This window comes from Cricetibacter osteomyelitidis (assembly GCF_004340985.1).
GTDB lineage: Bacteria > Pseudomonadota > Gammaproteobacteria > Enterobacterales > Pasteurellaceae > Cricetibacter > Cricetibacter osteomyelitidis.
This window is the reverse complement of record NZ_SLYB01000035.1, coordinates 1-25510: the sequence shown is the minus strand read 5'-3', so window position 1 is coordinate 25510 and position 25510 is coordinate 1. Positions and strand designations below refer to the sequence as shown.

The window sequence follows — 25510 nt, the reverse complement described above, 5'->3', positions numbered from 1 at the left end:
CACCTGATACCATCCCGAACTCAGAAGTGAAACGCAGTAACGCCGATGGTAGTGTGGGGTTTCCCCATGTGAGAGTAGGACACCATCAGGTTCAATTTTATTTTATTAGTTTATTTGATAAGTGAATTAATAAAATAATTTTGGCAATAATAGTGCAATAGGCCCACCTGATTCCATTCCGAACTCAGAAGTGAAATGTTGTAACGCCGATGGTAGTGTAGGGTTTCCCTATGTGAGAGTAGGACATTGCCAAATACCTAATATTAGCGGAGTGGTAGTTCAGCTGGTTAGAATACCTGCCTGTCACGCAGGGGGTCGCGGGTTCGAGTCCCGTCCATTCCGCCAATTCTTTTATCTTACCAATAGGGGCGTAGTTCAATTGGTAGAGCACCGGTCTCCAAAACCGGGTGTTGGGAGTTCGAGCCTCTCCGCCCCTGCCATTATTTTTACTTAAATATCAATTAGTTAAATATTGTAAGTGATATTCTGTTCTTTCCTGGTTTTACATTACATTGTATCTAAATTTTTTTATTAAATTCTATTTATTCTTTTAAAATCCTTTTCAAATTTACTTTATCAAGTTATTATTTTGTCTGAGTTTTTTTATTCAAAAGGAGATGCTATGACAAAAATCATTTATACCGAAAAAGCGCCGGCAGCAATTGGTCCTTATGTGCAAGCCGTGGATCTTGGCAACTTGGTATTAACATCAGGTCAAATTCCGGTAAATCCGGCAACCGGTGAGATTCCAACAGATATTACCGCTCAAGCACGTCAGTCTTTGGAAAATGTTAAAGCGATTATCGAACAAGCAGGTTTGAAAGTTGGAGATATTGTGAAAACGACAGTTTTTGTGAAAGATTTAAATGATTTTGCGGCCGTTAATGAGGAATATGAACGTTTCTTTAAGGAAAACAGTCATCCGAATTTCCCTGCTCGTTCTTGCGTTGAAGTGGCTCGCTTACCGAAAGATGTGGGCTTGGAAATTGAAGCGATTGCTGTAAAATCTTAATCCATTTGATAAAAAAGAGCGGTTAATTTTGAGAAAATTTTCCGCTCTTAAATTTTTTGATTACAACCGCTCTTTTTCACCGCCGAAATCATCGATTAGATTGGCAGTGAGTTTGGCTAATTCGCCGGTCATTAAAATGAAATCCGCATCAAAACGCTGTGCGTAATCTTCTTTTAAAATATCATCATTTTTTTCTCGCAGCATATCCGCAAATTTTAAGCGTTTCAGTGTGCCGTCATCGTGCAGTACAAAACTTAAATGCTCTTCCCATTCTAATGCCAGTTTAGTTACAAATTTCCCTGCTTGTAAATGAGAAAGAATTTCTTCGCTGTCCAATGCTTGCTGTTTGCAGCGGATAATGCCTTGATCGTCGGCTGCTTTGAGTTCTGCTTCTTCCAGTGGTAGCAACCACTGCGGTACGTTATCTTGAGCAATCCAGTTGGTCATCACTAATGTCGGTTCTTGTGCAAATGCTAATGGTACAACGGGCAATGAACCTAAAGATTTCCGCAATAGTGCTAAAGCATCTTCCGCTCGTTTGCCGGAAGCGGCATCCACATAAATCAAATTGGTTTCGCCATCAATCCATATTGCGGTTTGCTGATTTTTACTGAAGGCTCGCGGCAGTAGTATTGAGACCACATCATCTTTTAGGGCTTGTTTCTCAGTTTTTTTCAATTTGCGGTTTTCTTTGGCTTCTAGTTCATTGATGCGTTCATCTAATTCCCGTTTTACGACCGCACTTGGCAGGATTTTTTCCTCTTTGTGAGCCACCAATAGGATCTGTTTACCCACGGAAAAATGCAATAATTCACTGTTGCGTAAAGGATTTGTCCAACCGAATTTACTCATATCCGATTGACTACAAGGGTGATATTCGCATTGTTGCAATTGGCTTTGCAGATTATCCGCAGACCAATCCAGCACTTTCGTTAATTTATAAATCATCAGGTTTTTAAACCAGTACATAATGAATTCCTATATTAATTTTAGTAGAATGCGGTTATTGTAACACTAACGGGACAGAAAATGATGGAACAAAAATCAATTACTTTTATTGGCGGCGGAAATATGGCTCAAGCCATTGTATTTGGCTTGTTAAAACAAGGTTATGCTCGCCATTTAATTACGGTGTGCGATCCTAACGAATATCAGCGGGCAGTTTTTCTTGCTAAGGGAATTAATGCCACAGATAATAATCAGCAAGCGGTACAAACTGCCGATGTGGTGTTATTAGCGGTAAAACCACAGATTATGGCACTGGCTTGCGAATCCTTAAGTGCGGTGGATTTTAGCGGAAAATTAGTAATTTCTATTGCCGCCGGTATTTCAATTTCCCGTTTGCAGGCCTTATTGCCTACGGCTCAACAGATCGTTCGAGTGATGCCGAATACATCGGTCTTCGTGTCTGAAGGAATGGCAGGGCTTTATGCGGATCAACATTTATCTACGAAAAATCATCAATTTGCTACCGCACTTTTGCAGGCAGTGGGACAAACAGTTTGGGTAGCACAAGAATCGGATATGCACTGGGTGACAGCGGCAGCCGGCAGCAGTCCGGCCTATTTTTTTCGTTTTATGGAAGCAATGCAGGAAGTCTTACTGAAACAAGGATTGAGTTCAGAAACTGCCCGTTTATTAGTGCAACAGTCGGCATTGGGGGCGGCGAGAATGGTAATCTGCAATCCTGAGACCCCGATCGCCACATTGCGGGAAAATGTTACATCAAAAGGTGGCACTACTGCGGCGGCACTGGCAGTATTTGAACAAGCAGATTTAGCAGCTATCATCGAACAGGCAATGCAGGCTTGTGTGGAACGCTCAATGGAAATGGAAACTTTATTTTGAAAATCAAAGCCTTTAGTTGGCTGGCTCTCAGCTATTTCGGCTACTATATCGCTTATGGCGTATTCGTACCGTTTTTCCCGAGTTGGTTACAAGCTCATCAATATACTGCCGAAACTATCGGGATGATCGTGGCCGGCAGCTATGTATTTCGTTTTGCCGGTGGGCTTTATTTTTCCGGTCGGATTCGTCAAGTCAGTGAATTGCCTTTAGCTTTGCGATTATTGGCGTGGAGCACTGTGCTGATTACTTTATTTATCGCTTTTGCCGTTGAAAGCCTGCCGTTGCTGTTAATTGGCGTGATGGCATTTTCGTTGTGTAATGCTGCGGCAATACCGTTAACGGATAGTTTGGCCACTACGTGGCAGCGGCAAATAAAACTGGATTATGGTAAAAGCCGTTTAATCGGATCTGCGGCATTTGTGGTGGGAGTTATACTGATAGGGAGTTTAATCGGACAGTTTGGCAACGATAAAATGATTTGGTTTTTAGCCGCACTTTTTATCTTATATGCCAGTGTACAAATGCTCACACCGAGTCCTTTGCCGAGAAATGAACAAAGTGCGGTGAAAAATGATGTCACTTTCCGCACTTTACTCAAGGATAAAGTCGTCTTGCGTTTATTGTTATCCGCCTCTCTCATTCAAGGATCGCATGCGATGTATTACGCTTACAGCGTGCTGTATTGGACAGCACAAGGCATTAGCATGCAAACCACCGGTTTATTATGGGGCTTGGCGGTTACGGCAGAAATAGTGTTATTTTTCTTTTCTGCAAAATTATTTAAACATCGCTCCGTCCGTTTTATGCTGCATTTCACCGCCATATCCGCTTTAGTGCGTTGGGCAGTGTTAAGTTGCACTACAAATTTAATTCTTATTGCGATTACTCAAATGATGCACGCCTTAACTTTTGCCGCAAATCATTATGCCGTAATGCGTTATATCAGCGCTCAGTTGCCGCATTATATAGTGAAGTTACAAGGTTTATACAGTGCAATGGCAAGTTGTATGGGGATAGCATTATTGACGGCATTATCCGGCTTTTTATATCCGATTAATCCGCAGTTCGGCTTTATGGCAATGATGGTGTTTGCCGTATTGGCAATGTTTTTAGTGCCGCCTAATGCGGAACAACCTGTTACTAAACTAATGAAAAAATAATCAGAACTCAATTGTAAGGAGTTGCAATGCCGCTACCAAACTACTTTCAGGATCCGCAAGTCTTGCATGTGAATACCCAACCGCATCACGCTTATTTTATTCCCCATAGTTCGGTGGAAAGTGCGGTGAAAAATCCGCGGGAAAAATCTGAATTTTTTACCGCACTTTCTAGTTCAGAAAACGCAAACTGGGATTTTGCTTATTTTGAAAGCTATCACTATTTGCCGGAAAACTGGTTGCAATACCCATTTACAGCTCAAATTCCTGTGCCGTCTAACTGGCAAAATCACGGTTATGATCATCATCAATACACCAATGTTAATTATCCTATTCCATTCGATCCGCCGTTTGTGCCGCAGCAAAATCCTTGTGGGCTATATCATCGCACATTTGATCTTGCAGTGAATCCTAACAAACGCTATATGCTGAATTTTGAAGGTGTGGATAGTTGCTTATTTGTATATGTGAATCAACAATTTGTGGGCTATTCACAAATCAGTCACAGCACATCGGAATTTGATATCAGTGAATTTGTGCAAAACGGCAAAAATCATCTGCATGTGTTGGTGTTGAAATGGTGCGATGGCAGTTATTTGGAAGATCAGGATAAATTCCGTATGTCCGGTATTTTTCGTGATGTCTATATTCTGGAGCGGGAAGCGCATTATTTGCAGGATTTCTTTATTCAAACCATCTTAAGCGATGATTTCACCAGTGCCGTGCTGAAAGTGGATGTGTCTTTTGTGAAGGACGGCTTACCGGCAGAGAAACGGGAAATCGGTTGGCAGCTTAATGATCCGAAAGGCAACGTATTGCTCAGTGCGATCACAGAACAAGGCTTTGAATTTATTGTGAATGAAGTGCAGTTATGGAATGCGGAATCGCCAAAACTTTATACGCTGTTATTCCGTTACGGTTCGGAAGTGATTTGTCAGAAAATCGGTTTCCGCCATATTGAAGTGAAAAATGGTGTATTGCTGTTTAATAATCAGCCGATAAAATTTAAAGGGGTCAACCGTCACGACAGCGATCCGCAAACAGGCTATGCCATCACCCGTGAACAAGCTATTACAGATTTACGTTTGATGAAACAGCATAATTTCAATGCTATCCGCACGGCTCATTATCCGAATTCACCTTGGTTTAGCGAATTATGCGATGAATACGGTTTTTATGTGATTGCGGAAAGTGATATTGAAAGTCACGGCACAAATGCCGTGCATGTGCAAACACCGGAATTAAGTATTTTATTAGGGGCGGAAATTTATTCCGATCAAGCCAAGATCCGCCAACAAGTAATTGATAATTACTGCTATATAGCTCGTGATCCGCAATGGAAAAATGCTATTTTAGACCGCACTTATGCCAATGTAGAACGGGATAAAAACCGCACATCCGTCGTGATTTGGTCTATCGGCAATGAATCCGGTTACGGTGAAAATATTGAAGCGGCAGTCGCGTGGGTGAAAAGTCGCGATCCGAGCCGCTTGGTACATTATGAGAACGCGATTTTTGAGCATAGCGAACATACAAACGACTGGTCAAATTTAGATTTTCACAGTGAAATGTACACCAGCACCGAGCAACTGGCAGAATATTGTACAGACAGCAGCAAAACCCGACCGTATTTATTGTGCGAATACACACACGCAATGGGCAATTCCTGTGGTGATGCGGAAGATTATTGGCAAGCCTTTGAGCGTTTTGATAAAGCCTGTGGCGGGTTTGTGTGGGAATGGTGCAACCACTCGCCTTATTTGCCAAACGGCAAAATGGGTTACGGCGGTGACTTCGGCGATACGCCGAACGACGGCAATTTCTGTGCCGACGGTTTAGTGACTGCCGATCGTAAAGTACAAAGCAGTCTGCTGGAAATGAAAAACGTCAATCGTCCTATTCGTGCTGCGTTAAAAGACAGCAATATTACATTGACGAATTATTTAGATTTTACCGATATTGGTGATTTCGCATCCGTTCACTATCGTTTATCGGAAAATGGCATCACCATCAGCGAAGGTTATTGGGATAATCTGAAAATTTCGCCAAAACAAACCGCACTTTTACCGCTGGATTTACCACAGGATAACGGCGGTTTATGGCTGCTGGATTTAGCCTATTATCAAAAACAGGCTACTGCTTTGGTGGAAGCCAATCATCAGTTAGGATTCGATCAAATTAATTTATTTAACCGCCAACAGTTGCCGATTTTGCATAGCGAACATTCGGCGACAGATTTTGTGATCACCGAAAATCAACTCGAGATTCAGATTGAGAACCGTGAAGTGCAGTATGTTTTTGATAAATTAAAAGGAATTGTCAGCCGAATTCAGCAAAACGGCGAAAATCTGTTGCAGCAACCGTTGGATTTCAATATCTGGCGAGCACCGTTGGATAATGATAGCTTGATCAAAGCACACTGGATTTCTGCAGGTTATAACAAAACAGAAAGCCGGGCTTACACAATCAGTTGGGAAAAACAGGAAAATTGCGTACAAATTCGGGCAAAATGCGGATTGGTTGCGGTATCGAAAGCACGGATTTTGACCTTAGATGTCTGTTACAGTGTTTTTGCCGATGGTCAGTTGAGCATTGAAATTCAAGCGGAAAAAGCACCGCACTTACCGTTCCTACCGCGTTTCGGTTTGCGTTTCTTACTGGAGAAGGACTTCCAACAAACAGAATATTTCGGCTATGGCAGTAGCAGTTGGGCGGGTGAAAGCTATATTGATAAACATCACAGCACAAAATTAGGCTTATATGAAACCACGCCGGCAGATAATTTTGTGTCCTACTTAAAACCGCAAGAAAGCGGCAGTCATTATGGCTGTTCCTTTGTAAAAGTGCGGTCGGAAACGCAACAGATTTTTGTCACCGCAAACCGGCCGTTTAGCTTTAATTTGTCGCCTTATACGCAAGAACAGCTTACCGCAGTCAAACACAATGACGAATTACAAGACGAACCTTACATCGTGCTTTGTGTGGATTATAAAATGAGTGGAATCGGTTCGAATTCCTGCGGACCGAATCTGAAAGATCAATATCGTTTAAACGAAACGCAATGGCATTGTCGGTTTGATGTGAAAATAGGATGATTAATAATCTGCGGGATACTACGAATATAGCGTACGGCGCAATTACATAATCCCCTGCGCCTCGGTGCGGGGATAATCACCTTTTTCTTGTTAATCCAACCAATTCCCCCTAAAATAGCCTCAATTCATCTGTTCACAAGGAGAAAGATATGAATATGCAAGAATTACAAGCGGAAACCCGTGAAATTATTACGGATTTACTCAACGACGGCAGTGATCCTGAAGCCCTTTATATTATTGAACATCATGTAGTTCATTATAATTTTGATAAACTCGAAAAAATTGCGGTGGATGCGTTTAAAGCCGGTTACGAAGTATCAGAAGCGGAAGAATTGGAAGACGAGCAAGGCAAAACCGTATTCAGCTTTGATATTGTGAGCGAAGTGAAATTAGAGGCGGAAATTATTGATGCACAGCAAAAAGAATTGTTGCCGTTAGTGGAAAAACACGGCGGAATTTATGACGGTTGGGGCACGTATTTTGAAGATCCTAATGCTGAAGATGATGAATATGGTGATGATGGTGAATTTTTTGATGACGAAGAGGAATTTGATGATGAAAATGATCGCTAAATTAAAGTTAGGTTTATTATTGCCTTTATGCTTGCTATCAACTGCTGCATTAGCAGACGATGATAAAGCAAATTTGATTAATTTTACCGTGCAAAGTGAAAAAGAAATGCCCCGTGATTTAATGCTCGTATCACTTTATATACAAAAAGAAGGTAAAGATATTAACGCATTAACGCAAGAGACGACGAAAGCGTTAAATGAATTGGTGGCACAGGCAAAATCAGAAAGTGCGGTGGAAATTAAAACCAATTCTCAATTTTCTTATCCGAAATATGACAGTGTTCGCAACAAGCAAAACGGTTGGATTATGCGGGCAGAAGTGGTTTTGGAAAGCAAAGATTTTGCCACATTGTCGCAGTTAGCGGAAAAATTCAGTGATAAATGGGCGATGGAAAATGTAGGCTTTGCGTTATCTCGCGATGCAATGAAGCAGGTTGAAGATGAAATGGTGCAGGATGTGATTGCCAAATTCAAACAAAAAGCTACGTTAATTCAAACCGCAATGCAGGCGAAAGGTTATAAAGTGCAGAACCTAAATATTCGCTCGGGTAATAATGATTTTGGTTATCGTAACTATGATCTGGTTATGCCGACCGCAAAAATGGCATTGTCAGAAAGCGGTACACCGATGGAGCTGGATAATGGTAAAGCAACTTTGAAAACCGAGATTGATGCCCAAATTATGTTAACTAATGAATAATAGCTTTATTATCGAAATTTCGCTACAATGAGCGGAATTTTGATTTATTCTAAACCCAGAAGGATTTTTTAATGAAAGTAGCAAAAAATGTAGTCGTAAGTATTGCGTATCAAGTTCGCTCGGAAGACGGTGTATTAGTGGATGAAGCACCGGCAAATCAACCTTTAGAATATTTACAAGGCCATAATAATTTAGTGATTGGCTTGGAAAATGCACTTGAAGGCAAAGAGGTAGGCGACAAATTTGAAGTACGCGTAAAACCGGAAGAAGGCTACGGCGAATACAATGACAATATGGTGCAACGTGTGCCGAAAGATGTGTTTGTGGGCGTTGATGATTTACAGGTCGGTATGCGTTTTATCGCAGATACTGATTTAGGTCCGTTGCCGGTTGTGATTACCGAAGTTGCCGGAGATGAAGTCGTGGTTGACGGTAACCATATGTTAGCCGGTCAAGAATTATTGTTCACTGTTGAAGTGGTGGCAACCCGCGAAGCAACAGCGGAAGAAATTGCACATGGTCATATTCATCAAGCCGGTCATCATCATGAACACAGTCATGACGGCTGTTGTGGCGGTCATGGCGATGGCGGTTGCGGATGCGGTGGTCATGGGCACCATCATCACCATCACCACGACGATGAAGATGGACATAGTCACGGTGGTTGCGGTTGTGGCGGACACCATCACCACTAATTAGATCTTAAAAAACTTTATTTTTACACCGCACTTGCCGTGAAAATACGGTAAGTGCGGTGCTTTTTTATCGCATTTTGCAGATAAATTTTGTACAATCTGCACCAATTTTTATTTTAGTATATTTTAGAGTGATTATTGTATGAATTCGACCTCGAATATCGGTTTTATCAGTTTGGGTTGCCCGAAAAATTTAGTGGATTCCGAGCGTATTTTGACAGAATTGCGTTCCGATGGTTATAACATTATTTCCAGCTATGAAAATGCAGATCTGGTGATTGTGAACACCTGCGGTTTTATCGACAGTGCCGTACAGGAATCCTTAGAAACCATTGGCGAAGCCTTAGAAGAAAACGGCAAAGTGATCGTCACCGGTTGTTTAGGTGCTCGCGAAGATCAAATCCGCCAAGTGCATCCGAAAGTGTTGGAAATCACCGGTCCGCACAGCTATGAAGCAGTGATGAACCATGTGCATAAATATGTACCAAAACCGGAGCACAATCCTTATGTGAGTTTAGTGCCGAAACAAGGTGTGAAATTAACGCCGAAACATTATGCTTATTTGAAAATTTCTGAAGGTTGCGATCATAACTGTACCTTCTGCATTATTCCGTCTATGCGTGGTAAGTTGGATAGCCGTCCGCTTACGCAAGTATTAGATGAAGCTAAGCGTTTGGCAGAGGCGGGCGTGAAAGAATTGTTGGTAGTGTCACAAGATACATCAGCGTATTTGTTGGAGCAAAGCAAAGAAATGCAAAATAAAACCGTATTCTGGAACGGGAAACCAATTAAAAATAATCTGATTACCCTGTGCGAACAGCTTGGCACATTGGGTATTTGGGTGCGTTTGCATTATGTGTATCCCTATCCGCACGTAGATGATTTAATTCCGCTGATGGCTCAAGGTAAAATTCTGCCGTATTTGGATATTCCGCTACAACACGCCAGTCCGAAAATCTTAAAAGCAATGAAAAGACCGGGCAAAATTGACCGCACTTTAGAACGCATTAAGCAATGGCGTGAAATCTGTCCGGAACTCACTTTGCGTTCAACCTTTATTGTGGGTTTCCCCGGTGAAACGGAAGACGATTTCCAATTGTTGTTGAACTTTTTAAAAGAAGCACAGTTAGATCGTGTCGGTTGTTTTAAATTCAGTCCGGTAGAAGGGGCGGCTGCGACCGATATGGCAGAACAAGTACCGGAAGATGTGAAAGAAGACCGTTTCCATCGTTTTATGCAGTTACAACAAGAAATTTCCGCATTGCGATTACAAGCAAAAATCGGTAAAACCCTTGCAGTGATCGTGGATGAAATTGACGAGGAAGGCATTATTGGTCGTTCAATGGCAGATGCACCGGAAATTGACGGGGTTGTTTATGTGGATAATCTCAGCGGACAAAAGGTAAAAGTGGGCGATGTCATCCAAGTGACCATTCACAACGCTGACGAATATGATTTGTGGGGAAGCTGTTAATTCATTGAATGAGCAAGTGCGATTAAAAATAAAAAATTTCAATCGCACTTTTGCTGAATCAATAAACAATTAGGGCGTGTAGACATATATACCAACACGTCCTATTATGTGAATGCGATTTATTTCAATTCTGTAAAATTATTCCAATTCACCGCAAAAACGATAACCTTCACCGTGAATGGTTGCGATTATTTCCGGTGTGTCATGATGATCTTCAAAGTGTTTACGAATACGACGAATCGTTACATCGACGGTGCGATCATGCGGTTTAAGTTCACGTCCCGTCATGCGTTTTAATAATTCCGCACGAGTCTGAATTTTTCCCGGGTTTTCGCAGAAATGTAACATGGCACGGAATTCACTGCGTGGTAGTTTATATTCTTCACCTTCCGGGTTAATTAATGTGCGACTGTTAATATCCAGCGTCCAACCGTTGAAACGGAAATTTTCCAAATGACCGGATTCTTTAGGGTGCTCTTGCATTGTGCGTTGCAGTAAATTACGGGCACGAATAGTTAATTCACGGGGATTGAATGGTTTAGTGATATAGTCGTCGGCACCGATTTCCAGACCGAGTATTTTATCGATCTCATTATCGCGACCGGTTAAAAAGATTAATGCGATATGCTCTTGCTCGCGTAATTCACGTGCTAACATCAAACCGTTTTTACCCGGCAGGTTAATATCCATAATGACCAAATTGATATCTTGCTCGGATAAAATATCATGCATTCTTGCACCGTCAGCTGCTTCAAATACATCATAACCTTCCGCCTCGAAAATACTTTTTAGGGTATTACGAGTAACGGCTTCATCTTCAACAATTAAAATTTGCGGCGTCACCATATTCTTTTCCAATACGTAAAAATGATTAATTAATTGATTATTTTATAAGGCTATTGTTATTGCGACAATAGAAAATGTTAAATTTGTTAAAATACTATTGAATTATATGATCTATGTCATAAAAAAAGCAGGTTTGTTCACCTGCTTTTTTATCATAAATACTAGCTAGTGTTCGCGCGTTTTGAAGAATGTTACATCCGGATAACGTTCTTGAGCCAGATTCAGATTAACCATGGTCGGAGCGATATAAGTGAGATTATCACCGCCGTCCAGAGCTAAATTCTGCTCATTTTTGCGTTTGAATTCTTCAAATTTTTTCCCATCGATGCATTCCACCCAGCGAGCCGTTGCTACGTTGACGGTTTCATAAATGGCTTCCACGTTATATTCCGATTTCAAGCGGGACACCACCACATCAAACTGCAACACGCCCACTGCTCCCACGATCAGATCGTTGTTCATTAACGGTCGGAACACTTGCACCGCACCTTCTTCCGAAAGCTGTACCAAGCCCTTTAATAATTGCTTTTGCTTTAGCGGATCTTTTAAACGGATACGGCGGAATAATTCCGGGGCAAAGTTTGGAATACCGGTAAATTTCAATTCTTCCCCTTGGGTGAAGGTGTCGCCGATTTGAATGGTGCCGTGGTTATGCAAACCGATAATATCGCCCGCAAAGGCCTCTTCTGCCTGCGCGCGATCGCCTGCCATAAAGGTCAAAGCATCGGAAATCACCACATCTTTGCCAATCCGCACATGACGCAGTTTCATACCTTTTTCATATTTGCCGGACACTACACGCATAAACGCCACGCGGTCGCGGTGTTTCGGATCCATATTGGCTTGAATTTTAAACACAAAACCGGTTAATTTTTCTTCACCGGCTTCTACCGTTCGGCTATCTGCCTGACGAGCCTGTGGTGACGGAGCCCATTGGGTTAAACCGTCTAAGAAATGATTTACTCCGAAGTTACCCAGTGCGGTACCGAAAAACACGGGTGTCAGTTCACCGTTTAAGAATGAATCCAAATCAAATTCATTGCTTGCACCTTGTACCAATTCTAATTCATCACGCAATTGCTGGGCCAAATCATCACCTACGGCTGCATCCAACTCCGGATTATTTAAGCCGGAAATTACCCGCACTTCTTGAATGGTGTGGCCTTGTCCGGTTTGATATAAATAGGTTTCGTTTTTGTATAAATGATATACGCCTTTAAACAATTTGCCGCAACCGATAGGCCAGGTAATCGGAGCACAACGGATATTCAGTACATTTTCCACTTCGTCCAATAATTCCATCGGATCGCGAATATCGCGGTCGAGTTTGTTCATAAAGGTCAAAATCGGTGTATCACGCAAACGGGTGACTTCCATGAGTTTAATGGTGCGTTCTTCTACCCCTTTGGCTGAATCAATCACCATCAAACAGCTGTCCACTGCGGTTAAAGTGCGGTAAGTATCTTCCGAGAAATCTTCATGTCCCGGTGTATCCAGCAAGTTAACCAAGCAATCGTTATAAGGGAACTGCATCACCGATGTGGTAATGGAAATTCCGCGTTGTTTTTCCATTTCCATCCAGTCGGATTTTGCGTGCTGTGCCGAACCTTTGCCTTTCACTGAACCGGCTTTTTGAATGGCATTTCCGTATAACAACACTTTTTCCGTGATGGTGGTTTTACCCGCATCGGGGTGAGAAATAATCGCAAAGGTGCGACGTTTATTAACTTCTTGTGGATATGACATTTATTGTTCCTGAACCGAATATTTTGTAGAGTGGGCATTTATTACCCATCATTTTGATTTTCTTGAAATTTTTATCGGTGGGCAATAAGTGCCCACGCTATGTTGAGAATATTAATATACCAACTTCGGCGATTGTTGATCCTTGATAACGCTTTCATCCACAATCACTTTTTTCAGATCTTTAAGTGACGGTAGATCGTACATGGTATCTAACAACACGCCTTCCACAATAGAACGCAGACCGCGGGCACCGGTTTTACGAGCCAGAGCTTTTTGAGCGATCGCAGTGAGTGCTTCCGGGGTGAATTCTAACTCTACGTTTTCCAAGCTGAATAAGGCTTGATATTGTTTTGTCAATGCGTTTTTAGGACTTGTAAGAATATCAATTAAGGCTTGCTCATCCAATTCCGCAAGTGGTGCGATAACCGGTAAACGACCGATAAATTCAGGAATTAAACCGAATTTGAATAAATCTTCCGGTTCCACTTGTTTGAATAATTCGCTTAAGTTTTGTTCGTCTTGTTCACCTTTGACTTCAGCTTCAAAACCAATCCCGCTGCCTACAAACACGCGACGTTCCACGATTTTATCCAGTCCTGAGAACGCACCGCCGCAAATAAACAGAATTTTAGAGGTATCCACTTGTAAAAATTCTTGTTGCGGATGTTTGCGACCACCTTGTGGCGGAATTGCCGCAACCGTGCCTTCGATAAGTTTTAATAACGCTTGTTGCACGCCTTCGCCTGACACATCGCGAGTGATAGACGGATTGGCCGATTTACGTGTAATCTTATCGATTTCATCAATGTAAATAATGCCTTGTTCCGCACGTTCCGGATCGTAGTCACAGTTTTGCAATAATTTCTGCAAAATGGTTTCCACATCTTCACCTACATAACCGGCTTCGGTTAGGGTGGTGGCATCGGCCATGGCAAAAGGTACATTTAACATACGCGCCATTGTCGCTGCCAATAAGGTTTTACCGCTACCCGTCGGGCCGATGAGCAACACGTTACTTTTTGCTAATTCTACATCATTGATTTGTGGCGAACGTAAGCGTTTGTAATGATTATATACAGCCACGGACAGTACTTTTTTGGCGTAATCCTGACCGATCACATAGTCGTCTAAATGCTCGCGGATCTCATGTGGTGTTGGAAGTGCGGTGGGTTTTTCGGCAGTTTTTGCTTCTTCATCAGCAGATTCTTCCGAAGCTACACCTTCCAGCATTTCATGGCATTGCTCAACGCATTTGTTACAAATATAACCATCCGTACCGGCAATGAGTTTATCTACGTCTTTTTGACTTTTACCGCAGAATGAACAATGTAATTCTTTTTCTTCTGACATGTTATTTTTCCGAATTATAAACGATTCGTTAACACCGCATCAACCAAGCCGTAAGCTTTGGCTTCTTCGGCGGACATAAAATTATCCCGATCCGTATCGCGTTCGATTTGTTCCAACGGCTGACTGGTGTGGAATGCTAAACGCTGATTTAATGTATTACGGATTTTCAAAATTTCTTGGGCATGGATCAAAATATCGGAAGCCTGACCGCGGGCTCCGCCTAACGGCTGATGGATCATCACACGGGCGTGTGGTAATGCGGCACGTTTGCCCGCAGCACCGCCGGCAAGTAAAAAGGCTCCCATTGAACAAGCCTGACCGATACATACGGTACGCACATCCGGTTTGATAAATTGCATCGTGTCGTAAATAGCCATTCCCGCAGTAACGGAACCGCCCGGTGAATTGATATAGATGTTGATATCTTTATCCGGATTTTCTGATTCTAAAAACAGGAGCTGTGCCACGATTAAGTTCGCCATATTGTCTTCAACGGGACCGCTTAAAAAAATCACACGCTCTTTTAATAAACGGGAATAAATATCATAGGAGCGTTCGCCTTTTGCGGTTTGCTCCAATACCATAGGAATTACACTCATTTATATCTCCTAATATAAAATGCAAATATCCGGCTATTCTACCTGAATTTAAATGAAAAGTGCGGTTATTTTTTTGGAAAAAACAACCGCACTTTATGTCAGATATGAAGCGGATTACGCTTGTTGATTCATTACTTCATCGAAAGACTGTGCTTTTTCAGTCACTTGAGCTTTAGCAAGTACGGCATCAACCGCTTGTTCTTCTAATACAACGTTACGTAAGTTATTTAATAATTCGTTGTTTTTGCTGTAATATTCAATAACTTCTTGTGGTTGTTCGTATGCAGAAGCGATATCTTCGATCATCGTTTTTACGCGGTCTTCATCAACTTTTAATTCGTTAGACGCAATGACTTGACCTAACAATAAACCGATTTGGACACGGCGTTTAGCTTGTTCTTCGAATAATTCACGTGGTAATTGTGCAGCTTGTTGTGCGTTGCCGCCAAAACGTTGTGTCGCCTGACCGCGTAATACTTCGATTTCTTGTTCTACTGCTGCTTTTGGCACTTCAACCGGATTTTGTTCGATTAAACCGTCAAGCACTTGAGATTTAATGCGGGAGGTCACGGTGTTTTTCAATTCACGTTGCATATTTTTGCTGATTTCAGCACGTAAATCTGCCACAGTTTTGCTGTTTGGACCGAATTTTGACACGAATTCATCGGTTAATTCAGGCAATACCATATTTTCTACTTTTTTCAAGGTAATCGCGAATTTTGCATCTTTACCTTTTAAGTTTTCAGCGTGGTATTCAGCAGGGAATGTTACGTTGATGTCGAATTGTTCGCCGGCTTTGTGTCCCACAATACCGTCTTCAAAACCAGGGATCATACGGCCTTGACCCATAAATAATACGAAGTCTTCCGCTTTACCGCCTTCAAATTCTTCATTGTCAACAGAACCAATAAAATCAATAGTCACACGGTCTTCCGCTTGTGCTGCCGCATCGGTTTCAGACCAGGTTGCTTGTTGTTTACGTAAGACGTCGATCATTTTATCAAGATCAGCATCTGTAATTTCTACAACCGGTTTTTCTACTTTAATGTTTTCTAAACCTTGTAATTCCACTTCCGGATATACTTCAAATACACCGGTGAATTTTAAATCTTTACCTGATTCAAATTGTTCAACTTCAAAAGTCGGACGACCAGCCAGGTTCACTTTGTTTTGGAACATGGCATCAAAGAAATGACGTTGTAATAAGTCGCTTAATACGTCTTGACGCACTGATGCACCGAAGCGTTGTTCAACAATATGTGGCGGAACTTTACCTTTACGGAAACCGTCAACACGTACATTTTTTGCTGCACGTTTTAATTCTTCACGCACTGCCTTATCCACAGTTTCTGCCGGTACAGTGATGCTGGCACGACGCTCAAGACCCTGAGTTGTTTCAATAGAAAATTGCATTTATGCTACCTCGAAATAAATCATTTGCACTCGGCGAAGGTTCACACCGAACACGTAACTAAAAAAATTAAACTTCAACCTAAAAAGATTAGACAGTGGATTATAGCGATACAAACGGCATTAGTCGATATAATGCTGTATAAAAAGTGATATTTGCGTAAAAAATATTCAGTTATTTGTTTTCTAAAATTAATGTTTACCATTACTTGCTTCTTGAAGAGATTAGTTAAAATGAAAAAAAATTTCAAAAAATTATAAAAAAATGAAGCGTAGATCACATTTTTGATATTTGCCGTTAGAAAAAGACATTGGATTATGTTACATATTCCGTGGTTGAAGTTTAATCATTCTATGTGGTTCGTAATGGTATAAATTTCAGTGATTATTTATGGTCTACTAACTTTGTTAAGGATAGTTCTATGAACATTCAGCGTCAAAAATTTAAAAAATGTTTACTTTCATCTATCGTCTTACTTTCCTTGTCTGCCTCGTCCTATGCATTTTCACAATCCGTTAATTTTAAATGGAAGAGCGATCTCAATGAGAATTTAACAAATATCACTAAAAGAGCCGGGTTTGATAATTTTACTATTGATGAGAAAGGACAATTATGGGCCGGGGTTGGTCCGAATAACGAACCGGCAGGAACCACACCACTTTACTATAGCCGTATTCCGGCATTGACGGTCACCGATGATAATAAATTGGTCGCGATGTTTGATTTACGATGGAATAAAGCGGCAGATCAGGATCGTATTGATCCGGGGATTGCGATTTCATCTGATGGCGGATATTCTTGGCAGAAAAAAACCGCTTGGACATTCAATGATTCTAAATCACCGACACGTCGGGCAATGGATGCCACCATTTTATACAATCCTATTGATGGTAGCCTTTATGCTATGCATGGTACTTGGTCTTCCGGCACACGTAATTGGTATCAGGATAGATTTAATTATTTTTCCAATAATATATGGGCTGCAACGATTTATAAATCAACGGACGGCGGGCAAACTTGGGAGAAAAATGCGGAATTTAGCAATCTGGTCAATTCGCAAATTTTTCAGAAAGTACAAAAAAGTGGATCGCCTACAATCGGTTTTTTAGGTGGTGTCGGGTCCGGTATTGTTATGCGTGATGGTACATTGGTTTTCCCGATTCAAACTGCACATAAAAACGGTATTGCAACGACGATTATGTATTCAAAAGATAACGGTAAAACATGGGATATGCCTGCAATAACGAATGCACTCGCACCAAACCAAAGTTCGTTGGAAAATATGGTATTTGAGATCGGCAATAAACTGGTTATGACCGGACGAGAGGATAATTCTAGTAAAAAAAGATGGGCATATTATAGTGAAGATCTTGGTAAAACCTGGCATGTTTATAACCCGGTAAACGGATTCAGCGAAACAACAGCGGCACCTTCTCAAGGGTCATCAATTTATGTTACGCTGCCAAGTGGAAGACGAGTGTTATTTGTGTCAAAACCAAATGGTTTATCGGACGGTTATAAACGTGGGAATATTGCATTGTGGATGCTTGATGCGAAAGATCCGAGTCATAAATATCAGGTTGCTATTATTCGTCCCGGTTCAGGAAATGGTGCCGGTGCGGGTTATTCTTCTTTAGCCTACAAAGAAGGTAATTTGTTTGTTGCGTTTGAAGATGACGGAAATATTAGGGTAAAAAACTTAACCGAGTATATGGCTAGTATTGAAGCGAAGGCTAAAGAATGGAACTTGCCGGACGAAATTGCCACAGAAGTCGCTAAAATTAATGCGCTTACACACTTAAATCAAGGTCAGAAAGATGAATTAATCGCCAAAATGCGTCGTGCCAATGATAATGCTATTGCACAATCCATTGCGATAGATAAAGCGATGAATAAGTTAAAAATAGATAGTGCAAAATTAGCTGAGCTGGCTAAAGCGTTAACCAAAGCGTTACCGTCGAAACAAAAAGCCTTTGGTAATGCTTTGCATAATGTTAATGACATTGCGCGTATTGATAACGGTACTTATTTGGATTATTTGGGCATACAGGATCTTTATAATGGATTAAGTGGTACTTTCTTAGCGTTAAATACCAAATTAGATTTCAGTAAATATACGCAGTACGTTGAAAAATTTAATGAATATAATCACGATATTATCTACCGCACTTTTGATGATCTGTTCGTCAGTTATGATGCAGGCACAAGACATAATAAATTATCATTAGGGATAAATAAAACCTTCAGCGATAATTTACAAGCCGGTTTATTTATGGAATACCGCAATAAAAATCAGAAAAATCAACAATTTGGTATAAGAGCAAAATATACTTGGGGGAATAACCGGATTGCGGGATTTGTGCGTTATCGTGGTGTTAAGCATTCTGAGTTTATTGAGCGAAATAAAAATGTGGATGCCTATTTGACCTATGCCTATCAAATCAAAGTGGATGATAAATTAAGTATTAGTCCATCTGTCGGTGCTTATCTTTCTCGTTCGTCAAGAACCTTGATTGACGATGATGTAGCGATGAATAAACGCACGGTGTACGCCGGCGATATTGGCGTAAATATTACGTATAAACTTGACGATATAAATGTGGTAATACGTCCGAATGTTGCTTTCGTGAAAGATGATGCAACCTTGTCACAGTCCAACGATTCGACTAATCAATATAAAATTGATTCAAGTAATACGGTTTATGGCTTGACTACTGGCATAGAAAAACGCTTTGCTAACGGCTTATCCATTGCTTCAAATGTGAGACTACAACGTTATGGTTCACAACATTCCGATGTGAGTATCGGTTTAGATCTGGGTTATAATTTCTAGCTGGCAGTAGCAAAAGAGTGCTGTTCATCACTTATTACAATCAGAAACGTATTCAGTTAAAATTGAAAGGACTGAGTCCAATTGAATATCGGAAACAGTCCTTGATTTAACCAACTTTTTGAGGTCAGATTAATTTGACCGCACTTTTACTTTTTTTGATTAAATTACAAAGATTTAGGAATGCGGATTTTTTGTCCCGGGAAGATTTTATCCGCATCTTTAATAACTTCTTTGTTTGCAGCTACGATAGCAGTGTATTTTGCACCGTTGCCGTATGCTTTTTCTGCGATAGCCCATAAAGTATCGCCTTTTTGAATTACATAAAATTCATCGTCACCGGCTAACATATCGCCGTTTGCGATGGTTACGCCGTCAGCTTTTACAGAAGAAATACCGGCTACGTTACCCGCCATTAAGATCGCTTTTTCTAAAGCTTCGGCGGAAGTCGCTTGACCTTCGATTGTTGCTACACCGTCTTCCACTTTAACGGAAACGTTTTCAACGCCCGGATTATCTTCTGCGATATGGTTGGTTACTGCTTCTGAGGCTTCTTCTTTTTTAGAGAAAAGTTTTCTGCCGATATCACCAACGAAATCAAATAAACCCATTATTTTGCTCCTTAATTTGCTTGAGTTATTGTTCGGAATTAACAATAGCCGAAATTTATTTGAATGTCTATGATTTCAAAAATATTTACATTGAATTGACAAAAGTGCGGTGCAAATTTTAAGAATTTTTTCTATAATAAAGAAACAGTTATCAAGTGAGTAAAATTATGAGTGTGATTATTACGGTTGATGGTCCGAGCGGAGCCGGCAAGGGAACATTATGTTATGCGTTGGCAGAAAAATTAGGCTTTGAGTTATTGGATTCCGGTGCGATTTATCGTGTGACCGGATTAGCGGCATTAAAGCATGGCGTAGCATTGGACGATGAAGAAACTTTGGCGGAAATCGCAAGTAAGTTAGATTTGCAATTCGTGCCGAGAAACGGTGAGGTGCAGGTACTGCTGAACGGTGAAGATGTGAGTAAACAGATTCGCACCCAAGAAACTGCCAATGCAGCCTCCAAAGTTGCGGTTTTTCCTTTGGTTCGCACCGCACTTTTACAGCGTCAACGGGATTTTGCCGGCGAAAAAGGCTTAATTGCCGATGGTCGCGATATGGGGACAGTGGTCTTTCCTGAAGCACAGGTCAAACTGTTTTTAGATGCCAGTGCGGAAGAAAGAGCAAAAAGACGCTATAAACAGTTGCAAGAAAAAGGAATTGATGGTAACTTTGACGGGATTTTAGCCGAGATCAAAGAACGCGATTTTCGTGATAGAAATCGGGCGGTAGCACCGCTCAAACCGGCGGACGATGCGTTATTATTAGACAGCACTGCCTTAGGTATTGCAGAAGTAATTGAAAAAGCCTTAAATTTCATTCACAACAAGCTTGATTTAGGTTAAAATTCACACTCTGGTTTATTCACGGATTGAATGAACATTTATCCATAGACCCGCTTTGTATGGAATTGAAGCGGATTTTATTAACTTAAAATTGAAGATTAATTATGTCAGAATCTTTTGCTCAACTATTTGAAGAATCACTAAAAGAACTTGAAACCCGTCAAGGTTCAATCGTAAACGGTACTGTTGTTGCTATTCAAAAAGGCTATGTACTTGTAGACGCAGGTTTAAAATCTGAAGCGGCTATTGATGCTGCAGAATTCACTAATGCACAAGGTGAATTAACTGTTAAAGTAGGCGACGTTGTTCAAGTTGCGTTAGACGCAGTTGAAGACGGTTTCGGCGAAACCAAACTTTCTCGCGAAAAAGCAGTACGTCACGAGTCTTGGATTGAATTAGAAAAAGCATACGAAGAACAAGCGACTGTTGTCGGTTTAATCAACGGTAAAGTGAAAGGTGGTTTCACTGTTGAGTTAAACGGCGTACGTGCATTCTTACCAGGTTCATTAGTTGATGTGCGTCCGGTACGTGACAACATGAACTTAGAAGGTAAAGAATTAGAGTTCAAAGTAATCAAACTTGACCAAAAACGTAACAACGTTGTTGTTTCACGTCGTGCTGTAATCGAAACTGAAAACAGCCAAGATCGTGAAGAAATTCTTGCTAACCTATCTGAAGGTGCCGAAGTTAAAGGTACAGTTAAAAACTTAACCGATTACGGTGCATTCGTTGATTTAGGCGGCGTTGACGGTTTATTACATATCACCGATATGGCTTGGAAACGTGTTAAACACCCAAGCGAAATCGTAAACGTTGGTGATGAAATTACCGTTAAAGTATTAAAATTCGATAAAGATCGTACACGTGTATCTTTAGGCTTAAAACAATTAGGTCAAGATCCTTGGGTTGCTATTGCTGGAAATCACTCGGTTGGCAGCAAATTAACCGGTAAAGTAACTAACTTGACAGACTACGGTTGTTTCGTTGAAATCTTAGACGGCGTTGAAGGTTTAGTTCATGTTTCAGAAATGGATTGGACAAATAAAAACATCCACCCGTCTAAAGTAGTAAGTTTAGGCGATACCGTTGAAGTGATGGTATTGGAAATTGATGAAGAACGTCGTCGTATTTCTTTAGGTTTAAAACAATGTAAACCTAACCCATGGCAACATTTCGCTGAAACCCACAACAAAGGCGACAAAGTTGAAGGTAAAATCAAATCAATTACGGATTTCGGTATCTTCATCGGTCTTGAAGGTGGTATTGACGGTTTAGTTCACTTATCTGATATTTCTTGGAATGTATCGGGCGAAGAAGCAGTTCGTAGCTACAAAAAAGGCGATGAAGTTGCGGCAGTCGTATTACAAGTGGATGCAGTGAAAGAGCGCATCTCTTTAGGTATTAAACAACTTGAATCTGATCCGTTCAATAACTTTTTAGCTGATACCAAAAAAGGTGCAATAGTTTCTGCAACAGTTGTTGAAGCTGATGCTAAAGGTGCTAAAGTTGAATTAGCAGGCGGCGTTGAAGGTTTCATCCGTGCGGCGGATTTAGTGGAAGAAGTGAATGCAGGTGATGTTGTTGAAGCTAAATATACAGGCGTAGATCGTAAAGCCCGTATCGTACACTTATCTGTACGAGCTAAAGATCAGGCCGAAGAAGCTGCAGCAGTTGCAAGTGTGAATAACAAACAAGAAGAAGTTGCTATTCCAAACGCATTTGCGGAAGCATTCAAAGCAGCTAAAGGCGAATAATTAGTTAATTCCCTTCCCATCTCAAAAGCAGGTATGTTGAAAAGCATACCTGTCATAATAAAGGTTAGGAGCAGAGTATGAATAAATCAGAACTTATTGAAAATTTAGTTGCTAAAAACCACACTGTTTCAGCTAAAGCGGTTGAGAATGCGGTAAAAGAAATTCTGGATCAGGTTTCTTCATCATTGGAAAACAGTGATCGCATTGAAATTCGAGGCTTTGGCAGTTTCTCTTTACATTTTCGCCAACCGCGTATTGGTCGCAATCCTAAAACCGGTACGCAAGTGAAGTTGGAAGCGAAAGCGGTTCCGCATTTTAAAGCGGGTAAAGAATTAAGAGAGCGTGTGGACGTTCATTCATAATATTACTTAACCGATACGATAGATAACGACACTGTAAAAAGTGTCGTTTTTTTATGTGTTATTTTCAGTAGTTTATTGAAAAATTACTATAACCCGATGGTAAATTTTGGCATAATGGCTAACAATCAGGATTGATGTTTATTGGAGTGTACTATGTTGAAATATATTTTTATTTTTATAATTGTGCTGGCTATCGTTTTAGTTGCAATTACAGTGGGGGCAAATAATGATCAAATTATCAGCTTTAATTATATTGTGGCAAAAAGTGATTTTCGATTATCCACATTAGTTGCTATTTTATTCGGTTTAGGCTTAATTTTAGGTTGGTTGATTAGTGGTTTCTTCTATCTTAAATTGAAATTTAAAAATATGGCATTAAACCGCCAAGTTAAACGTCAAACCCAGCAAATTAACCAATTGACCACCAGTCGAGAAAAGGCAGCTGAATAATGCTGGAATTACTTTTCCTGCTTCTGCCTATTGCCGTAGCTTATGGTTGGTATATGGGGCATCGCAGTGCGAAGAAAGATCAGGAAGATATCAGTAATAAACTTTCCCGTGACTATGTGACGGGAGTTAATTTTTTGCTGTCTAATCAACAAGAAAAAGCCGTTGATTTATTTTTAGATATTTTACAAAAACAGGAAAATGAAAACGAAATCCACACGGATTCCCAATTTGAAGCGGAATTGACATTAGGAAATTTATTCCGTTCCCGTGGAGAAGTGGACAGAGCTCTACGTATTCACCAAGCATTAGATCGCAGTCCGCATTATAGTTTTGAACAAAAACTGTTAGCGAAACAACAGCTGGCAAAAGATTTTATGTCCGTGGGATTTTATGATCGGGCCGAAACACTTTATATCACATTGGTGGATGAACCGGAATTTGCCGAAGGCGCATTACAACAATTGGCGATAATTTATCAGAAAACCAAAGAGTGGAAGAAAGCTATTAATGTAACGGAAAAATTAGCCAAAATTAAGCCCAAAGAAAATAATGTCGAGTTGGCACATTATTATTGCGAATATGCTCAGACATTAACATCGCAAGATAAAGAAAATCCGTTACAATTTTTACAGCAAGCACTGAAAGTGTCTAATAGTTGTGCCAGAGCCTCATTATTGTTGGGTAAGCATTATATTGAGCAACAAGATTATCGAAGTGCGGTCAAATTTTTAGAAAATATTTTGCAACAAAACCCGGCGTATGTAGGTGAAAGTTTAGAAGATCTGAAATATTGTTATCATCAATTGGAGCAACTTGATGATTTTGAAGTATTTTTAATTCGAGCCAGTCAGCAGGAGGACAATAGTCAAGTCGAATTGGCATTAGCGGACTTTATTGAAGAAAAAGATGGTCGAGCTGCCGCCCAGGCGAAATTATATCAGCAACTCAATAAAAATCCGACTATGTTTGTATTTCATCGCTTTATTCAATATCAAATTGATGAAGCGGAATCCGGACGCGCGAAAGATAGTTTGATTTTATTACATAAAATGGTCGGCGAACGAATTAAACAACGTTTTGATTATCGTTGTACGGCTTGCGGGTATCAAACCCATAAATTAACATGGTGCTGCCCGTCTTGTCGCCGGTGGGAAACAGTCAAACCAACACAAGGGATTTAACTTAAATTAATAAGGGGAAAAAATGGATAGCAAAATTATTGTTGCATTGGACTATGAAACGGAACGCGAAGCTTTAAGCCTGGTTGATCAAATTGATCCGAGCTTATGCCGTTTGAAAGTCGGTAAAGAAATGTTTACTACTTTGGGAACTGAATTTGTAAAACAATTACACCAACGTAAATTTGATGTATTTTTAGATTTGAAATATCACGATATTCCGAATACTGTGGCAAGAGCGGTGCGTTCTGCGGCAGATTTAGGCGTATGGATGGTGGATCTGCACGCTAGCGGCGGTTTGCGTATGATGGAAGAAGCGAAAAAAATTCTGGAACCTTATGGTAAAGAGGCTCCATTGTTGATTGCCGTGACCGTATTAACCAGTATGGAAGATGTTGATTTACTACAACTTGGCATTAACACATCTCCAATGGAACAAGTGATCCGTTTAGCCCGTTTAACTCACCGTGCAGGTTTAGACGGCGTAGTATGTTCACCGCAAGAAGTAGAAATTTTAAACAGTACATTCGGTAGCGATTTCAAATTAGTGACACCGGGCATTCGTCCTGAAGGTAGCCAAGTAGGCGACCAACGTCGTGTGATGACACCGGAAGAAGCAATCAAAGCGGGATCTGACTATCTTGTTATCGGTCGCCCGATTACTCAAGCGACAAATCCAGTGGATGTATTGAAATCTATTAATACGTCGTTAGCGAATTTATAATGTTTTATGGTGTAATGGACAAAATAATTGCTATAAAGTGAGTTAAAGCCTTGTACTACAAGGCTTCATTGCACTTTTTACTAACACTTTTGTCTATTACACCATTAAGCCGTCTATTACACCTGTTTGTCAACAAACTAAGATATTCAAACGAATATCTCAGACTACTGACAAACCCACTTTTTCAAAGCAATTTGATAAAAGTGGGTTTATCTTTTTACTTTTTTCACCTTTCTCTTGATATTCCCTTTCAG

At 40.6% G+C, this 25510-nt stretch carries 22 protein-coding genes, 2 tRNA genes, 2 rRNA genes and 1 pseudogene; 20 read left to right on the top strand and 7 right to left on the bottom strand.

Annotated features, from left to right (window positions below):
- The 5 genes from rrf (EDC44_RS11620) to EDC44_RS11600 all read left to right on the top strand — a co-directional run.
- Positions 1-91 (top strand): 5S ribosomal RNA (gene rrf / locus EDC44_RS11620); the annotation flags it as partial.
- 48 nt (positions 92-139) lie between these two features.
- Positions 140-255 (top strand): 5S ribosomal RNA (gene rrf, locus EDC44_RS11615).
- A 13-nt stretch (positions 256-268) separates the two neighbouring features.
- Positions 269-345 (top strand) — tRNA-Asp (locus tag EDC44_RS11610).
- Between the two features lie 19 nt (positions 346-364).
- Positions 365-440 (top strand) — tRNA-Trp (locus EDC44_RS11605).
- Positions 441-622: 182 nt separating this feature from the next.
- The gene (locus tag EDC44_RS11600; protein ID WP_131979131.1) at positions 623-1012 is read left to right on the top strand and encodes a RidA family protein; all 390 of its coding nucleotides are present in this window, start codon (positions 623-625) and stop codon (positions 1010-1012) included.
- 60 nt (positions 1013-1072) lie between these two features.
- Here EDC44_RS11600 and rdgC read toward each other — a convergent pair whose 3' ends face one another.
- Complete coding sequence (gene rdgC / locus EDC44_RS11595) at positions 1073-1981, bottom strand: recombination-associated protein RdgC (protein WP_131979128.1); 909 nt, start codon at positions 1979-1981, stop codon at positions 1073-1075.
- Between the two features lie 63 nt (positions 1982-2044).
- On the opposite strand from rdgC, the gene proC reads away from it, so the two are divergent.
- From proC to rimO, 7 genes are all read left to right on the top strand, one after another.
- Positions 2045-2860, top strand: a complete 816-nt coding sequence (gene proC / locus EDC44_RS11590; protein ID WP_131979134.1) for a pyrroline-5-carboxylate reductase — start codon at positions 2045-2047, stop codon at positions 2858-2860.
- Positions 2857-4020 carry a 3-phenylpropionate MFS transporter gene (locus EDC44_RS11585; RefSeq protein WP_131979125.1) on the top strand — a complete coding sequence of 388 codons (1164 nt, stop codon included), beginning with the start codon at positions 2857-2859 and terminating at the stop codon, positions 4018-4020. The genes proC and EDC44_RS11585 overlap by 4 nt, the downstream gene beginning before the upstream one ends.
- Positions 4021-4046: 26 nt before the next feature.
- Positions 4047-7112 carry a glycoside hydrolase family 2 TIM barrel-domain containing protein gene (locus EDC44_RS11580; RefSeq protein WP_131979122.1) on the top strand — a complete coding sequence of 1022 codons (3066 nt, stop codon included), beginning with the start codon at positions 4047-4049 and terminating at the stop codon, positions 7110-7112.
- 149 nt (positions 7113-7261) lie between these two features.
- Positions 7262-7684 carry a ribonuclease E inhibitor RraB gene (rraB, locus tag EDC44_RS11575; protein WP_131979119.1) on the top strand — a complete coding sequence of 141 codons (423 nt, stop codon included), beginning with the start codon at positions 7262-7264 and terminating at the stop codon, positions 7682-7684.
- Positions 7665-8384 carry an SIMPL domain-containing protein gene (locus EDC44_RS11570; RefSeq protein WP_165870265.1) on the top strand — a complete coding sequence of 240 codons (720 nt, stop codon included), beginning with the start codon at positions 7665-7667 and terminating at the stop codon, positions 8382-8384. Before rraB ends, EDC44_RS11570 begins: the two co-directional genes overlap by 20 nt.
- Before the next feature lie 71 nt (positions 8385-8455).
- Positions 8456-9079 (top strand): peptidylprolyl isomerase, encoded by a 624-nt coding sequence (gene slyD / locus EDC44_RS11565; RefSeq protein WP_131979113.1) that lies wholly within the window; start codon positions 8456-8458, stop codon positions 9077-9079.
- Between the two features lie 142 nt (positions 9080-9221).
- The gene (gene rimO / locus EDC44_RS11560; RefSeq protein ID WP_131979108.1) at positions 9222-10553 is read left to right on the top strand and encodes a 30S ribosomal protein S12 methylthiotransferase RimO; all 1332 of its coding nucleotides are present in this window, start codon (positions 9222-9224) and stop codon (positions 10551-10553) included.
- Positions 10554-10691: 138 nt separating this feature from the next.
- Here the strand turns inward: rimO and arcA are convergent, their stop codons facing one another.
- The 5 genes from arcA to tig all read right to left on the bottom strand — a co-directional run bounded on the left by arcA (position 10692) and on the right by tig (position 16507).
- Complete coding sequence (gene arcA, locus EDC44_RS11555; RefSeq protein WP_131979105.1) at positions 10692-11399, bottom strand: two-component system response regulator ArcA; 708 nt, start codon at positions 11397-11399, stop codon at positions 10692-10694.
- A gap of 165 nt (positions 11400-11564) precedes the next feature.
- Entirely contained in the window at positions 11565-13145 is a 1581-nt protein-coding gene (gene prfC, locus EDC44_RS11550; RefSeq protein ID WP_131979102.1) for a peptide chain release factor 3, read from the bottom strand.
- A 111-nt stretch (positions 13146-13256) separates the two neighbouring features.
- Positions 13257-14495, bottom strand: a complete 1239-nt coding sequence (gene clpX / locus EDC44_RS11545; protein WP_131979099.1) for an ATP-dependent protease ATP-binding subunit ClpX — start codon at positions 14493-14495, stop codon at positions 13257-13259.
- 14 nt (positions 14496-14509) lie between these two features.
- Positions 14510-15094, bottom strand: coding sequence for an ATP-dependent Clp endopeptidase proteolytic subunit ClpP (clpP, locus tag EDC44_RS11540; protein WP_131979096.1), 585 nt, complete (start codon positions 15092-15094; stop codon positions 14510-14512).
- A gap of 114 nt (positions 15095-15208) precedes the next feature.
- Positions 15209-16507 (bottom strand): trigger factor, encoded by a 1299-nt coding sequence (gene tig / locus EDC44_RS11535; protein ID WP_131979093.1) that lies wholly within the window; start codon positions 16505-16507, stop codon positions 15209-15211.
- 419 nt (positions 16508-16926) lie between these two features.
- On the opposite strand from tig, the gene EDC44_RS11530 reads away from it, so the two are divergent.
- A complete protein-coding gene (locus EDC44_RS11530; protein ID WP_131979090.1) occupies positions 16927-19338 on the top strand; it encodes an exo-alpha-sialidase in 2412 nt (803 codons plus the stop codon).
- Positions 19339-19346: 8 nt separating this feature from the next.
- Positions 19347-19448 (top strand): annotated as a pseudogene (locus EDC44_RS13435) (IS3 family transposase); the annotation flags it as partial.
- 54 nt (positions 19449-19502) lie between these two features.
- Here the strand turns inward: EDC44_RS13435 and lysM are convergent.
- Entirely contained in the window at positions 19503-19946 is a 444-nt protein-coding gene (lysM, locus tag EDC44_RS11520) for a peptidoglycan-binding protein LysM (RefSeq protein WP_131979084.1), read from the bottom strand.
- A gap of 167 nt (positions 19947-20113) precedes the next feature.
- Here lysM and cmk point away from each other — a divergent pair, with 167 nt between their 5' ends.
- The 6 genes from cmk (at position 20114) to pyrF (ending at position 25256) form a co-directional block, all read left to right on the top strand.
- Complete coding sequence (gene cmk / locus EDC44_RS11515; RefSeq protein WP_131979081.1) at positions 20114-20788, top strand: (d)CMP kinase; 675 nt, start codon at positions 20114-20116, stop codon at positions 20786-20788.
- 104 nt (positions 20789-20892) lie between these two features.
- The gene (gene rpsA / locus EDC44_RS11510; RefSeq protein WP_131979078.1) at positions 20893-22542 is read left to right on the top strand and encodes a 30S ribosomal protein S1; all 1650 of its coding nucleotides are present in this window, start codon (positions 20893-20895) and stop codon (positions 22540-22542) included.
- Positions 22543-22619: 77 nt separating this feature from the next.
- A complete protein-coding gene (locus EDC44_RS11505) occupies positions 22620-22904 on the top strand; it encodes an integration host factor subunit beta (protein ID WP_131979075.1) in 285 nt (94 codons plus the stop codon).
- Between the two features lie 153 nt (positions 22905-23057).
- Positions 23058-23354 (top strand): LapA family protein, encoded by a 297-nt coding sequence (locus tag EDC44_RS11500; RefSeq protein ID WP_131979072.1) that lies wholly within the window; start codon positions 23058-23060, stop codon positions 23352-23354.
- On the top strand, positions 23354-24535 hold the full coding sequence (gene lapB / locus EDC44_RS11495; protein WP_131979069.1) for a lipopolysaccharide assembly protein LapB: 1182 nt from the start codon (positions 23354-23356) through the stop codon (positions 24533-24535). The genes EDC44_RS11500 and lapB overlap by 1 nt, the downstream gene beginning before the upstream one ends.
- Before the next feature lie 22 nt (positions 24536-24557).
- Positions 24558-25256 (top strand): orotidine-5'-phosphate decarboxylase, encoded by a 699-nt coding sequence (gene pyrF, locus EDC44_RS11490; RefSeq protein ID WP_131979066.1) that lies wholly within the window; start codon positions 24558-24560, stop codon positions 25254-25256.
- Positions 25257-25510 lie beyond the last annotated feature (254 nt).